This is a genomic window from Actinacidiphila bryophytorum (genome assembly GCF_016916835.1).
GTDB classification, from domain to species: Bacteria; Actinomycetota; Actinomycetes; order Streptomycetales; family Streptomycetaceae; genus Actinacidiphila; species Actinacidiphila bryophytorum.
The window spans coordinates 219,427-233,030 of sequence record NZ_JAFFIX010000002.1 but is presented as its reverse complement, the minus strand read 5'-3'; the positions used below and the strand labels follow the sequence as shown (position 1 = coordinate 233,030).

Here is a 13,604-nt window from a genome sequence, read left to right as displayed (position 1 = left end):
GGATGCCGTCGTACAAGTCGCCGGGCGTCTATGTCGAAGAGGTCGAGGCCGGGTCGCGGCCCATCGAGGGGGTCGGCACGGCGGTGGCCGCCTTCGTCGGCCTGGCCGCCAGGGGGCCGTACAACCGCCCCGTCCTGGTCACCAACTGGAGCCAGTACACGCGCACTTTCGGCGACTTCGTGGACGGCGCCTACCTGGCGCACTCCGTCTACGGCTACTTCCTCAACGGCGGCGGCACCTGCTACGTCGTGCGTATCGGCGAGCCCGCGCACGAAAGCGGTGACGCCGCGCCCGCCAGGTCGGGCAAGTCCCGCGGCAAGCAGGCGCCTTCGCTGCCCGCGGGGCCGCGGGTGGCGCTGGGCGGCTTCCAGGTGGCGGCGGCCGAGGGCAGCGGCGAGGGTCTGAGCGTCGAGGTCGCGGACGCGGGCGGCGAGGGCGCGGCCGAGGAGGCCTTCACCCTGCTCGTGAAGCGCGACGGCGAGGTCGAGGAGTCCTTCGACGTCTCGGCCAAGCGCAGCCAGCGCACCTACGTGGTCTCCGTCGTCCGCGACAAGTCGCGTCTGGTCGTGGTCGATGAGCCGAGCGGTACGGCCGCGGTGGCCCGCCCCGACAACCAGACCCTGGCCCTGCCGCCCGCCGAGTCCGGCCCGGCGGCGCTGCCCGCCGCGATCACCCCGGCCGAGTACGTAGGCGACGCCTCCGACCGCACCGGCTTCGCGGGCCTCGAAGCGGTCGACGAGGTCACGATGCTCGCGGTGCCCGACCTGATGAGCGCCTACGAGCAGGGCGCGCTGGACGCCGAGGGCGTCAAGGCGGTGCAGCTGGCGATGATCGCGCACTGCGAACTCATGGGCAACCGGGTGGCGATCATCGACCCGCCGCCCGCGCTGAGCCCGCAGGAGGTCAAGGACTGGCGGATGACCGGCGCGGGCTACGACTCCAAGTACGCGGCGCTGTACTACCCGTGGGTGAAGGTGGCCGACCCGTCCACGGGCCGTGCCCGCTTCGTCCCGCCGAGCGGCGCGATGGCCGGGGTGTGGGCGCGCAACGACGACACCCGCGGTGTGCACAAGGCACCGGCCAACGAAGTGGTGCGCGGCGCCGTGGAGTTGGCGGTCCAGCTGACCAAGGGCGAGAACGACCTGCTCAACCCGATCGGCGTGAACTGCATCAGGGCCTTCCCCGGCCGCGGCATCCGGGTGTGGGGCGCGCGCACGCTCTCCAGCGACGACGCGTGGCGCTACCTGAACGTGCGGCGGCTGTTCAACTACCTGGAGGAGTCGATCCTGCTCGGCACCCAGTGGGTGGTCTTCGAGCCGAACGACGACGCGCTGTGGGCGCGTATCCGCCGCACCATCTCGGCCTTCCTGGTCAACGAGTGGCGCAAGGGCGCCCTGTTCGGCCTCACCCCGGACGAGGCCTTCTACGTCAAGTGCGACCGGGAGACCAACCCGGCCCAGGGCATCGACGCCGGTGAGGTGGTGTGCGAGGTGGGGATCGCGCCGGTCAAGCCGGCCGAGTTCGTGATCTTCCGGCTCGCGCAGTTCTCCGGCGGGACCAGTCTCGTCAACGAGTGACGCAACCCTTTCCCACAGAAGGCAGGTAGTCGTTCATGGCACTCCCCGACCTCGACACCTCGGTAGGGCACTCCTTCGGCCTGGAGTTCGACGGCGTCGTGATCAAGCAGATCACCGAGGTGACCGGCCTGAAGATGGAGCAGGACGTCATCGAGCTGAAGCAGAACACCAGCGACGGCAAGTACGTCATCAAGAAGCTGCCGGGCCGCCCCAAGGCGGGCGAGGTCACCCTGACCCGCGGCCTCACCGCCGACCAGAGCTTCGAGAAGTGGATCAAGGACTCGCGGTTCGGCAAGATGGGCGACTCCCGCAAGGGCGGCGCGATCATCGTCTTCGACTACGAGGGCAACGCGATCAAGCGCTACACGCTGGTGAACGCGTGGCCCAAGAGCCTGGAGATCGGCTCGCTCAAGGCGGGCGACACCAGTGTGCTCACGGAGAAGGTCGTACTGACCTACGAGTCGATGGACGTTGCGTGAGGCACTGATGCGGCGCCAGATCATCGCGCAGCCGGAGGCCGCGGCACCGGCTCCGTCGCCGGCTGCGGAGCCGGAGGTGTCCGCGCGCGCGGACGCGGGCGGCGAAGCCGAGGTCATGCGGACCGAGTTCGGCTTCCGGCTGCCCCGCGGATACGTCGACGAGTCCGGGCAGGTCCACCGCGACGGCGTGATGCGGCTGTCCACCGCACGCGACGAACTCGTCCCGCTGCGGGACGACCGCGTGCGCGAGAACCCCGCGTACCTGTCGGTGGTGCTGCTCGGCCGGGTCGTGGTGCGGCTCGGCACCCTGCGCGAGGTCCACGCGGGCGTCATCGAGGACATGTTCGCCTCCGACCTGGCCTTCCTCCAGGACTTCTACCGCCGCATCAACGCCGAGGGCCACACCCGGGCCGAGGTGACCTGCCCCGCCTGCGCCACCGCCTTCGCGGTCGACCTGGCGGGTGAGCGCCTGGGGGAATCGTGACGTACGCGGCCGACCGGCTCTACGAGGACGTCGCGTACGTCGCCTACCACTTCCACTGGCCGCTCGACACGATCCTCGACCTCGAACACGCCGAACGCCGCCGCTACGTCGCCCAGATCGCCCGCCTCAACCAGCTGGCCGGGGGGCGGTGAGCGGTGTTCGGACGCCGGGGGAAGGGGCGCCGTGGCGGCACGGCACCGCCGTCGCCGCCCGCACCTGCCGCTGCCGCGGCGGCCGTGTCCGGTGGGCCTGTCGCGTCTGGTGCGGTGCCCGCTCCGGCGGTCGCGCCCGCGCCCCCGCGGGGGGAGTGGCGCCAACTCGCCGCGCAGCGGCTGACCTTCGGGGCTCCCTCGCTGGTCTCGACCCCCGACGCCTTCGCGGCGGGCCTCGGCGCGTGGCAGAACCCTTCCCTGGGAGGGGAGTTGGGCCACGCGGTGACCCCGACGGCCCCCTCGGGGCTCATCTCGGACGTGGCCGAGGTGGTGCAGGTGGACGAGTTGGCCGCGCCTGGTGCTGCGTCGGAGCTTCCACCGGGGGCGCCGGGTGCGCCGGGCGCCGGGCTGCCAGTACAGCGGACGCAGGCGGCGGGCGACGCCGGGTCGGTGGGTCAGGGGTCCGTGGCGGCGGGCGATGCCGGGTCCGTGGGCCAGCCGTCCCTGGCGGGTGATCTGCCGGTGGTCGTGCCCAACGCTTGGCCGGTGGCTCAGCGGTCGGTGGCTGCGGGTGACCTGCCGGTGGGCGTGCCGGACGACGGGTCGGTGCTTCAGCGGTCCGTGGCCGCGGGTGACCTGCCCGGGGTGACGCCTGACGCACGGGCGGTACGCGATCGGCCCGGGGTCGCCGGACCCGATGCCGGGTCGGCCTTCCAGCCGCTGGTCGGGGGAGGCGGCGAGGGCGGCGTGGCGGCGCCCGGCGTCGCCGCATCGTCGTACGCGATGCCTGTCCGGCCTGCCCCGCCGCAACCGCGGCTCACCGCTTCCCGGTCGGTCGACCTCGACCTGCCGGTACGGCCGCTGGCGCCGGTACCGCTGTCATTCGCGGTGCCGCCATCCGAGGTGTTCGCGCCTGCCGCGCCCTCCGCGTCCTCGCGTCCTGAGGGGGCCTCGCTCTCTGAGCCGGCGGCGGCCTCCGCGGCGCTCACGCCCCCGGCTTCGGCAACGGCGCCGGTCCAGCGGACCGTACCCCTGGTGGGGCAGGCGCTTGCGTCCCCGCCCGAGGCCACGACAGAGCCCGCGCCTGCCCCCGGGCTCCCCGCGCCCGCCCGGCCGCTCGGGCTGGGGGCGCCCCTACCGGCAGTGCCGCCGGTGGTCCAGCGCCAACGGGTCGAGGGCGGGCGCCCTCGACCCGGGTACGTCGGCGAGCCCCTGTCCGCCCTGCCCCCGTCGGCCGCGCCCGCGCCCGGCTGGGATGGCGGCTTCTCCGCCGGGCCGGGCGGCTCGTCCGAGCGGTCGGCGGGTGACGCGGTGCCACTGGTCCAGCGCGAGCCTGCACTGGACGGGCCGCTGCCGGGACGTGGTTCCGACATCTCGGGGCCGCCTCGGGCCGGGGCCGAGCAGCTGCCGGTCCAGCGGCACGCGGCTGACCCACCCGGGCACAGCACCCCGGTCGCGCCCCTCGCGGGCGACGCCGTGCCGCTGGTCCAGCGTGCGTCGGCGGTGGACGGGCCGCTGGACGCGCCAGGTCCCGGCGTCCCGGGGCTGCCCCTGGAAGGGGTGGTCCCGCCCGGTCCGCTCCAGCGCTCTGCCGAGCCCGGTGGGCCGGTGGCTCGGCCGGTGCAACGCCAGACGTCGGCGCCGGGCCTTGCCGGGCCGGGCGGCCCGGACTCGACGCCGCCCGTGAGCGTCCCCGACGCTCCGGTTGCGCCGCTGGTGGGTGATGCGGTGCCGCTGGTCCAGCGGGAGATGCCGCAGGGGCCTGGCCTCGATGCCCTGGTTGCGCCCTCAGGAGGGGATGCGGTGCCTCCCGGGCCGGGCGGCCCGGACTCGACGCCCGCCGTAAGCCTCCCCGACGCTTCGGTCGCGCCGCTGGTGGGTGACGCATTGCCGCTGGTGCAGCGGCAGGTGGCGGGGGCGCCTGGCCCCGGTGCCGCGGGGGCGCCCCCGGCAGGGGACGCGCTGCCGGTCGTACAGCGGCAGCCGGCTGCCGATCCGCCCGGGCGCGGCGCCGGGGCCGTGCAGCGGCTGGACGAGGGCGTACCCGTACGCATACCCGCCGTGCGCCAGGAGCTGTCCGCCGTGGCCGGGGCGGCCCGGGACGTGCAGCGGGTCGCGCTGGTCGGTGACCGGGGGCTCGGACTGCGGGCGGCGGCCACTCCGCAGGAGCCGGAGACGCAGTCTGCGGCGACGGCGGTCGTACCCGTTGTGTGGACGCGGCCCGCACAGCCGTCGGTGCAGCGGCTCGCAGAGCACGGAACACCGCCGCAGCCGGGGACCTCGGCCGCTTCGCACGCGGCGGGGACAGCCGTGCCGGGACTCGGCGATCCGGGTACGCGGCGACCGTCCGCGGCCGGACTCCCGGTACAGCGCCTCGGGTTCCCCGGCGCGGGCCGGGCGCTGTCGGCGCCGGACGACGGCAACGCGAGTGCGCAGTCGCGCGGGTCCGCGTCCCCGTACCCGGCGGGGTCGCCGACGTCCGGACTCGGCGCCGCGGGCGCGCAGGGACCGTATGCGGCCGGACTCCCCGTGCAGCGTCTCGGCGCGAGCGCGCAGCTGGGGGTGTCCGCGTCGCCGCACCGGGCGGGGCCGCCGATGGACGGGCCCGGCGCCCCGGGGGGCGAGCCCGGGCCGTACGCAGCAGGGTTGCCGGTCCAGCGGCTCGAACTGCCCGGCGCGGGGCGGCGGTCGGGAACGGCGGTGGCCGCCCGGGACGCCGGCGACCTCGCCGTCGGCGCCGGGATCGGCACCCGGGAGCCCGACGGCTCGATCGTCTTCGCACCGCCCGCGACCGTCCAGCGCGAGCCCGACGCACCGGCACCGGCGCCCGCCCCGGGGGGTGAGCCCGGGCCCGCGGCGCAGCCGGCAGCGTCACCGGGGGCGCCGCCGGCCGCCGCACCACCGCCCGCCGCGGCAGGCGAGAGCACTGACGAGCTGGTGCGCCGCCTCCTCGCCCCGCTCACGCGGCTGTTGAGAGCCGAGTTGCGGCTCGACCGCGAACGCGCGGGCATGCGCCTCGACTCACGCCACTGAGCCGCCGAAACCGCCGACCGCCGACCATCGCCCCGTACCGGAAGAGGAGCAGCCCATGGCCTCCCCCGCAGCCGCCGCCGACCCGGCGGTCAGCGTCTGCTTCGTCGTCGAGATCGACGACTTCGACCTGGGCGCGTTCAACAGCTGTGAGGGCCTGGGGTGCGAGGTCGTGCTGGAGCAGCGCGAGGAGGGCGGCAACAACGGCTACGTGTGGCAACTGCCGTCCCGTATCAAGTTCTCGAACATCAAGCTCACTCGGCCGATCACCAAGGACACCGAGAAGGTGACCAGGTGGATCGCCAGCATGGTGGCGGGGGTGACCCGCAAGACCGGGCACATCAGCGCGATGACGGTGGACGGGACGGTCGTCGCCCGCTGGAGCCTGATGGACGTCGTGCCGGTGCGCTGGCAGGGGCCGTCGCTGAGCGTGGACACCCCGAAGGTGGCCACCGAGACCCTGGAGATCGCCCACCACGGCTTCCTCGCCGCCGACTGACCCGTTCCCGTAGCCCCGTCAACCCCGCAACCCACGCCACCGCACCCGCGAAGGAGTCCGCCCGATGCCGCCACCGTCCTCACCTGTCGCCTTCTCGGCCGCCGCCCCGCCCGCTGCGGGTTCGGCCGCAGGGGCGCGGCCCAAGCTGGAGCGGGCGTACCTGGAGCTGCGCCAGCCGCCGCCCGACGGCGGCACCGGGACGCCGGGGCCGCAACTGGGCCGGGTGGACTTCCAGTTCAACCCCAAGGAACTGACGCTCGCGAAGTCGGCGAAGTGGGAGCGCAAGACCGCCCGCGGGGCGAGCCGGGCGGGTCCCGCCGAGTACACGGGTCCCGAACCCTCCAAGCTCACCCTGGAGATGTTCTTCGACGCGACCGACGCGCAGAGCGACAAGGTCGTCAAGACCGTCGAGCAGCTCTTCTCCTGCTGCGTGCCGACCGACCAGACGCAGGACAAGAAGAAGGGCACCCCGCCCTTCGTGATCTTCCACTGGGGCGGGCTGACCGGCTTCGTCGGCTACATCAGCCAAGTGCAGGCCAAATACACGCTGTTCACCGCGGGCGGGCTGCCGATCAGGGCGGTGTGCCAGGTGACCATCGAGGAGCTGGCGTCCCAACTGCCGGGCCAGAACCCGACGTCGGGCGCGCTCACCGCACGCCGGGTGCACCGGCTGGTGGACGGCGACACCCTGCCGATGCTGGCCTTCCGCGAGTACGGCGACCCGGCCGCGTGGCGGGACATCGCCGAGGCGAACGGCATCGACGACCCGATGCGCCTGACGCCGGGCCGCTCCCTGCTGCTGCCCGGCGCCGACGAGATCACCACCTGAGACCCACTGCAAGACCGAGAACGCGTACGAGAACGAGAACGAGGAGGGACGACGATGGCGGGGGAGACCTTCGCGAACGTGCTCACGGTGGAGGCGGCCGGGCAGCCGCTGCCGCCGGACATCGCGGCACTGCTGGTCTCCGGGTTCGTGGACGACAGCGTGCAGCTGCCCGACCTGTTCGTGCTGCGCTTCCGCGACCCCAACCACCAGGTGCTCGCCAGGACCGGGCTGACCATCGGCTCGCCGCTGAAGATCTACGCGACCGCGGGCGACGACCCGCAGCGCGAGCTGCTGGTCTCCGGCGAGGTCACCGCACTCGAAGTGGACCTGGACGCCACCGGCACATTCACGGTGGTGCGCGGCCTCGACCACTCGCACCGCTTCCTGCGCGGCCGCAGGGTCGCCGGATACCGGCAGATGACGGCGTCCGACGTGGCCGTACAGGTCGCGCACCGGGCGGGGCTGCCGGTCGGCACGGTCGACGCGACGAGCACCGTCTACGAGCACCTGGCGCAACCCGGTGTCAGCGACTGGGAGTTCCTGCACCGGCTGGCCGACCTGGCGGGCGCCGAGGTGTCGGTGGCCGACGGCACCTTCTGCTTCCGCGACCCGGCAAGGGCGGCGAAGGCGCCGAGCACGGCGACGCGGCCGGAAGCGAGCCCGTACGTCCTGGAGTTCGGGCGGAACCTGCTGCGCTGCCAGGTCGCGGTGACCGCGGCCGACCAGGTCGCGCAGGTCGAGGTGCGCGGCTGGGACGTCACGGCGAAGGCCGCGGTCGTGTCGCGGACGTCCGCGGGCTCAAGTGACCGGCTGGCGCTGGGCATCAGCCCCGGGCAGGCGGCGCAGCCGTTCGGCGATGCGGTCTTCCTGGCCACCGACACCGCGTACGGCACGCAGGCCGCGGCCGACCAGGCCGCGCAGTCGCTGGCCGGCGACCTGGCGGGCTCGCTCGCGGAGTTGGACGCGGTCGCGATGGGCATCCCGAAGCTGCGCGCGGGCACCGCGGTGACGCTGGCCAACGTCGGGCCGCCCTTCGAGGGGAAATACACGATCAGTTCGAGCCGGCACGTCTTCGACCCCGACGTCGGCTATCAGACGTGGGTCACGGTCAGCGGGCGCTCCAACCGCTCGCTGTACGGGCTGGCCTCCGGCGGCGGGCGCGACGGCGGCGGCTCCGGTGGTCCGGGTGCCGCCGACCGGGTCGGCGGGCTGGTCAACGCCACGGTGACCGACACCCGCGACCCGGAGGACCGCGGGAGGGTCCGGCTGGCCTTCCCGTGGCTGTCGGACGACTACGTCAGCGACTGGGCGCGCACGGCGGGGCTCGGCGGCAAGGGCGGCGGCGGCGTCTTCATCCCCGAGGTCGGCGACGAGGTGCTGGTCGGCTTCGAACAGGGCCGGGTGGACCAGCCGTACGTGCTCGGCAGCCTCTACAACGGCGTCGACCGGCCCTCCCCGCACGACGTCCCGCTCGTCGACTCCACCACCGGCGCGGTCAACCGCCGCAGCCTGGTGGACCGTTCGGGCGACCGGCTGGAGCTGCTCGACGCGGCGGGCGGCGGCCCGCAGGGCGTACGGCTGTCCACAGGCGACGGCAAGGTCACCCTGCACCTGGACCGTACGGCCACCAAGGTCGTGCTGAACAGCGACGGTTCCGTGGAGGTCGAGGCCAAGCAGAAGGTCACGGTGAAGGCCGAGCAGGGCGTCAGCGTCGACGCGGGCAGCGGGAAGCTGGAGTTGACCGGCGACTCGGTCAAGGTCTCGGCCCGCAGCGGTGTCCAGGTCGACGGCGGATCGGGCGCGCTGCAGCTGCAGACGCAGGGGCAGGTCGCCGTCAAGGGCGTCAGCGTGGGCGTCGAGGGCAGTGCCAGCACCGAGATCAAGGGCGGTGCGACCTGCTCGATCAGCGCGGCCCTCGTGAAGATCAACTAAGGAGCGGTGGGAGACGATGCCCCCAGCAGCGAGAGTCAGCGACCCGACCGGGCACCCCGGTGTGCTCGCGCCGCCCGGTGTACCGACCGTGCTGATCGGCGGCATGCCCGCGGCCGTGGTCGGCACCACGCACATCTGCTCCTTCCCGCCGCCCGCCGTGCACCCGCCCAACGCCGTGGCGCCGCCCGGGTGTCCGACGGTGCTGATCGGCGGCATGCCCGCCGCCCGGATGGGCGACATCACCGTGTGCGGCGCCCCGATCCTGGCGGGCGCCCCGACCGTGCTGATCGGCGGGTGAGGCGGCGGTGGGAGCGGAGTTCATCGGCGCGGGCTGGGCGTTCCCCGCGCGCACCGACCAGACCGGCGCGGTCGCACTGGTCACCGGGCGGCGCGAGATCGAGGAGAGCATCCGGCTCATCCTGGCCACCGCACCCGGCGAGCGCCCCATGCGCCCGCTGTTCGGCTGCGCCATCCACGACTACGTCTTCGCGCCCGCCGACGCCGCCACCGCGGGCCAACTCGCCTACGAGGTGCGGATGTCGCTGGAGCGCTGGGAGCCGCGCATCGAACTCGCCGAGGTCGCGGTGAGCTTCGACACCGGCGACCTCGGCAAGCTCTACATCGACATCCGCTACTCGGTGCGCGGCACCAACGACCCGCGCAACCTTGTCTTCCCCTTCTACGTGATCCCCTCCCACGAGGACCAGGACGCGGACGCCGGCGGCGGCCCGTACCAGGAACGCGGTGAGCACTGATGGCACTTCCGCAGCCGAACCTGGACGACCGGCGCTTCCAGGACCTTGTGGACGAAGCCAAGCGGATGGTCCAGCAGCGCAACCCCGCCTGGACCGACCACAACGTCTCCGACCCGGGCGTCACCCTCATCGAGGCCTTCGCGCACATGGTCGACCAGCTCATCTACCGGCTCAACCGGGTGCCGGACAAGCACCATGTGGCGCTGCTCGAACTCATCGGGCTGCGGCTCTTCCCGCCGGTCGCGGCCCGCACCGACATCACCTTCCGGCTGTCGGCGCCGCAGACCACGGTGGTGCCGGTGCGCGAGGGCACCGAGGTGTCGACCGGGCGCACCGCGACCGAGGAGGCGGTGGTCTTCTCCACCACCCGCGAACTGCTCATCGTTCCGTGCCAGTTGGACGCACTCGCGGTACGCGCAGGCGGCGCCGCCGGGGGCAAGGACGGGCCGGCCGTGGACCGTACCGCGGAACTCGCCGGCGGGCGCGGTGTGCCGTGCTTCTCCGAGGTGCCGCAGCCCGGCGACAGCCTGCTGTTCGGGCTGTCGGCCGCCGTGCCGTCCTGCCTGGTCGCGCTGCGGCTGCACTTCCCCGTCAAGGGTCACGGCGTGGACCCCGACCACCCGCCGCTGGTGTGGGAGGCGCGTACCGCCGAGGGCTGGACGCCCTGCGAGGTCGAGTCCGACGGCACCGGCGGCTTCAACCGCCCCGGCGACATCCTCGTCCACGTGCCCGACACCCACATCGAGGCCGCGGAAGGCGGCCGCAGGGCCGGGTGGCTGCGGGTCGGCGTCCTGCCGCCCGACGGTGTGCGGCGCCCCTACTCCGGCACACCGCAACTGCAGGCCGCGACCGCCTTCACCATCGGCGGCACCGCACCGGCCGCCCACGCGGAGAGCGCCGCAGCCGAGGTCGTCGGGCGCTCCGAGGGAGTGCCGGGGCAGACCTTCACCGTCACCCGCGCACCCGTCGTCACCGGCGGCGAACCCTTCACCGTCGAGACGTCGGAGCCGCAGGGCGTCACCACATGGGCCGAGATCGAGCACTTCGGCGGATCAGGCCCCGACGACCGGCACTTCCGGCTCGACCGCAGCACCGGCGAGGTCGCCTTCGGCCCCGCCGTCCGGCAGAGCGACGGCACCCTGCGGCAGTACGGCGCCGTGCCGGCGCAAGGCGCCGTCGTACGGGTCCTGCCCTACCTCACCGGCGGCGGCAGGCGCGGCAACGTCGCCCCCGGCGCCCTCAAGGTGCTGCGCAGCTCCATCCCCTACCTCGGCCCGCCCGCCAACCGCCGTGCCGCAACCGGCGGCGTCGACGGCGAGGACGTCGCCAACGCCAGGCTGCGCGGGGCACTCGCCCTGCGCACCCGGCAACGGGCCGTCACCGCGGAGGACTTCGAATACCTCGCCGGGCAGGCCGCCCCGGAGATCGCCCGGGTGCGCTGCGTCGCCGCCGAGTCGGGACCGGAAGCCGGCGCCGTCCGGGTGCTGCTGGTGCCCTGGGCCGAGGACGACGGAGCCGGGCGGCTGGCCTTCGAACAGCTCGCGTGCTCAGAGGAGCTGGTGCAGCGAGTGCGCGACCGGCTCGACCGGCAGCGCGTCATCGGTACCCGGCTGGTCGTCGAACCGCCCTTCTACCAGGGCGTCACCGTCGTCACCACGCTGCGCTCCACCGCCGCGACCGCACCCGCCCTCGTCCAGCAGGCCGCCGCCACCGCCCTCTACCGACACCTCAACCCGCTCACCGGCGCCGCCGACGGCACCGGCTGGCCCTTCGGCCGCGCCGTCCAGGCCGGCGAGGTCTTCGCCGTCCTCCAGCAGGTCCCCGGCGTCGAACTCGTCGAGAGCGTACGGCTCTTCCCCGCCGACCCCGCCACCGGCAGGCGCGGCGACCCCGTCGACCGCATCGACCTGCCGGCGGGCGCCCTCGCCTTCTCCTACGACCACCAGGTACGGGTGAACCCCTCATGACCGCTGCGGGGCGGCGGTTGCTGCCGGGCCTGGCCACCCGGCACCCCCTCGGGCGCCAACTCCCGGCCGTCTACGCGGCCGACGCCGTCGTCCAGGGCATCACCCAGGGCCTGGACGATGTCCTCGCGCCCGTGCTGTGCACGCTGGACAACCTCCCCGCCTACCTCGACCCGGCCCTCGCCCCCGCCGACTTCGTCGCCCTGCTCGCCGCATGGGTCGGCGCCGACGCGGAGGCGGACGCGGGCCGCGACGCCGTCGCCGGGGCCGCCGGCAGCCACGCCGTCCGCGGCACCTGCGCCGGGCTCGCCGAACAGATCCGGCTCGCCTTCGGGGTCACCGCGGAAGTGGACGACGGCGTCAGCGCGCTGGCGTCCACCACCGCGCTCACCCCGCTCCCGCAGGACACCGCGCCCCACCTGGCCGTACGGGTACGCACCGGCGACCCCGACGCCCTCGACGCCCGGGCGCTCACCGCCCTCGTCGCCCGCAACCGCCCGGCCCACGTGCCCTTCACCGTGGAAGTCCTCGGACCCCGCTGACCGGCCGCCCGAAAGGGCACCCGCCGTGGCCCGGGGGCTGCCCCGGCGTGACTGGCAGCGCGGCCCGGGCGGTCGCGACGATGGGCGCGGCATGCGCGGGTGGGGGAAGGGGCGTACCAGTGGTCGAATGCACGGCGTGCGGGCAGCGCTGCGAGCGCGGCGAGCAGTTCTGCGGGTCCTGCGGGGCGTACCTCGACTGGTCGGCCGAGGCCACGCCCCCGGCGCCTGCCGCGGCCCCGGTGGCGCCGCCCCCGGTTGCCGCCCCGGTCACGGCCGAGGCCGCGCCCGCGCCCGCCCCCGCACCTTCGCCGGAGCCGGTCGCCGCGCCCGTACAACCGCAGGCAGGACCCGCCGCCCCGCCCCCGCCGCGTACCGTCCCCCGGCCGCCCGACGAGCCGCCGCCCGCACCCGGCGAACTCGTCTGCGGCCAGTGCGGTGCGGGCAACGTCCCCACCCGGCGCTTCTGCCGCCGCTGCGGTACGTCACTCGCCGACGCGCCCGCCGCCCCCCAGCTGTCCTGGTGGCGCCGCCTCACCACCCGCACCCCCCGCCCCGCCCCCGCCGCGGGCACCCGCCCCGCCCCCAGCAGGTGGCGCCGCCTGCGCCGCCCCCGGCTGCTCGTCCCCACCGTCGTGGTGGTGCTCGGGCTCGCCGCGTTCGGCTTGCGCGGGCAGATCGGGGGGGCCACGGACAAGGTCCGCGACCGGGTCGCGAAGGGGTCCCAGATCCACGCGGTCAGCGTCACCGCGTCCAGTGCCGCCCCCGGGCACGCGGCCGGGCTCGCCGTCGACGGCACCACCGACCGCTACTGGGCGCCGGCCCCCGGCGGCGCGGCCGCCGGGCAATACCTCGACGCGCGCTTCGACCAGCCCTTCCGGCTGCTCGACGTCGTGATCCATCCCGGGGCCTCACCGGTCGAGGAGCAGTTCCTCAAGCAGGCCCGGCCCGAGTCCGTGGTCGTCACGACCACGGACTCCGCGGGTAGATCCGCCCCCCACGTCATCCACCTCGCCGACACCCCCGGCCCCCAGACCTTCCACCTGGCGGTGAGCAACGTGACCCGCATCCGCGTCACCCTCCAGTCCGCCTACGCCCCCTCCCCGACCCGCCACGTGGCGATAGCCGAGCTCGAGTTCTTCAAGCGCTAACCCTCCCCGAGGGTCCCCTTCCCCCCCGACCTCAGCCCCTGACCGGTCTCTCAGCCCCCCGAGCCCCCGGGCGATTGCCACGTGCCGTGGCGTTGCCCGCGACCAGCCACGACGGCGCCGCAGGTAGGCAATGCACCGCGTGGGGCGGGGCCTGGCGGGGCGCGGGGAACTGCGCGCCCGGCCCGGGCGGGCCGGAGGAAAGCAACGCCACAG

General features: G+C 74.6%; 13 protein-coding genes. All 13 read left to right on the top strand.

Translation table 11 applies throughout. The features are described 5' to 3' along the window. Window positions 1–2 precede the first annotated feature (2 nt). Window positions 3–1,577 carry a phage tail sheath family protein gene (locus JT723_RS04230; protein WP_205043004.1) on the top strand — a complete coding sequence of 525 codons (1,575 nt, stop codon included), beginning with the start codon at window positions 3–5 and terminating at the stop codon, window positions 1,575–1,577. Between the two features lie 35 nt (window positions 1,578–1,612). After that, window positions 1,613–2,056: a phage tail protein gene (locus JT723_RS04225; RefSeq protein ID WP_205043003.1), complete on the top strand. Its 444-nt coding sequence runs from the start codon at window positions 1,613–1,615 to the stop codon at window positions 2,054–2,056. A 7-nt stretch (window positions 2,057–2,063) separates the two neighbouring features. Further along, window positions 2,064–2,540, top strand: a complete 477-nt coding sequence (locus JT723_RS04220) for a hypothetical protein (RefSeq protein WP_205043002.1) — start codon at window positions 2,064–2,066, stop codon at window positions 2,538–2,540. After that, window positions 2,537–2,692: a DUF6760 family protein gene (locus JT723_RS04215; protein ID WP_205043001.1), complete on the top strand. Its 156-nt coding sequence runs from the start codon at window positions 2,537–2,539 to the stop codon at window positions 2,690–2,692. Before JT723_RS04220 ends, JT723_RS04215 begins: the two co-directional genes overlap by 4 nt. A gap of 1,803 nt (window positions 2,693–4,495) precedes the next feature. Next, window positions 4,496–5,725 (top strand): hypothetical protein, encoded by a 1,230-nt coding sequence (locus tag JT723_RS04210; protein ID WP_205043000.1) that lies wholly within the window; start codon window positions 4,496–4,498, stop codon window positions 5,723–5,725. A gap of 55 nt (window positions 5,726–5,780) precedes the next feature. Then, complete coding sequence (locus JT723_RS04205) at window positions 5,781–6,221, top strand: phage tail protein (protein WP_205042999.1); 441 nt, start codon at window positions 5,781–5,783, stop codon at window positions 6,219–6,221. 64 nt (window positions 6,222–6,285) lie between these two features. Beyond that, complete coding sequence (locus JT723_RS04200) at window positions 6,286–7,050, top strand: CIS tube protein (protein ID WP_205042998.1); 765 nt, start codon at window positions 6,286–6,288, stop codon at window positions 7,048–7,050. A gap of 54 nt (window positions 7,051–7,104) precedes the next feature. Beyond that, the gene (locus JT723_RS04195) at window positions 7,105–8,982 is read left to right on the top strand and encodes a VgrG-related protein (protein ID WP_205042997.1); all 1,878 of its coding nucleotides are present in this window, start codon (window positions 7,105–7,107) and stop codon (window positions 8,980–8,982) included. Between the two features lie 16 nt (window positions 8,983–8,998). Continuing rightward, window positions 8,999–9,280 carry a PAAR domain-containing protein gene (locus JT723_RS04190; RefSeq protein WP_205042996.1) on the top strand — a complete coding sequence of 94 codons (282 nt, stop codon included), beginning with the start codon at window positions 8,999–9,001 and terminating at the stop codon, window positions 9,278–9,280. A 7-nt stretch (window positions 9,281–9,287) separates the two neighbouring features. Beyond that, complete coding sequence (locus tag JT723_RS04185; RefSeq protein ID WP_205042995.1) at window positions 9,288–9,737, top strand: GPW/gp25 family protein; 450 nt, start codon at window positions 9,288–9,290, stop codon at window positions 9,735–9,737. Further along, complete coding sequence (locus JT723_RS04180; protein WP_205042994.1) at window positions 9,737–11,704, top strand: putative baseplate assembly protein; 1,968 nt, start codon at window positions 9,737–9,739, stop codon at window positions 11,702–11,704. The genes JT723_RS04185 and JT723_RS04180 overlap by 1 nt, the downstream gene beginning before the upstream one ends. Next, the gene (locus JT723_RS04175) at window positions 11,701–12,243 is read left to right on the top strand and encodes a phage tail protein (RefSeq protein WP_205042993.1); all 543 of its coding nucleotides are present in this window, start codon (window positions 11,701–11,703) and stop codon (window positions 12,241–12,243) included. The genes JT723_RS04180 and JT723_RS04175 overlap by 4 nt, the downstream gene beginning before the upstream one ends. A 119-nt stretch (window positions 12,244–12,362) precedes the next feature. Next, window positions 12,363–13,391, top strand: a complete 1,029-nt coding sequence (locus JT723_RS04170) for an NADase-type glycan-binding domain-containing protein (protein ID WP_205042992.1) — start codon at window positions 12,363–12,365, stop codon at window positions 13,389–13,391. Window positions 13,392–13,604: the final 213 nt, after the last annotated feature.

What these genes read in the sequence shown, in the direction of transcription:
- JT723_RS04175 (WP_205042993.1), top strand. Translation starts at nt 11,701, where the DNA reads ATGACCGCTGCGGGGCGGCGGTTGCTGCCGGGCCTGGCCACCCGGCAC.
- JT723_RS04195 (WP_205042997.1), top strand. Translation starts at nt 7,105, where the DNA reads ATGGCGGGGGAGACCTTCGCGAACGTGCTCACGGTGGAGGCGGCCGGG.
- JT723_RS04230 (WP_205043004.1), top strand. Translation starts at nt 3, where the DNA reads ATGCCGTCGTACAAGTCGCCGGGCGTCTATGTCGAAGAGGTCGAGGCC.
- JT723_RS04205 (WP_205042999.1), top strand. Translation starts at nt 5,781, where the DNA reads ATGGCCTCCCCCGCAGCCGCCGCCGACCCGGCGGTCAGCGTCTGCTTC.
- JT723_RS04220 (WP_205043002.1), top strand. Translation starts at nt 2,064, where the DNA reads ATGCGGCGCCAGATCATCGCGCAGCCGGAGGCCGCGGCACCGGCTCCG.
- JT723_RS04190 (WP_205042996.1), top strand. Translation starts at nt 8,999, where the DNA reads ATGCCCCCAGCAGCGAGAGTCAGCGACCCGACCGGGCACCCCGGTGTG.
- JT723_RS04200 (WP_205042998.1), top strand. Translation starts at nt 6,286, where the DNA reads ATGCCGCCACCGTCCTCACCTGTCGCCTTCTCGGCCGCCGCCCCGCCC.
- JT723_RS04225 (WP_205043003.1), top strand. Translation starts at nt 1,613, where the DNA reads ATGGCACTCCCCGACCTCGACACCTCGGTAGGGCACTCCTTCGGCCTG.
- JT723_RS04180 (WP_205042994.1), top strand. Translation starts at nt 9,737, where the DNA reads ATGGCACTTCCGCAGCCGAACCTGGACGACCGGCGCTTCCAGGACCTT.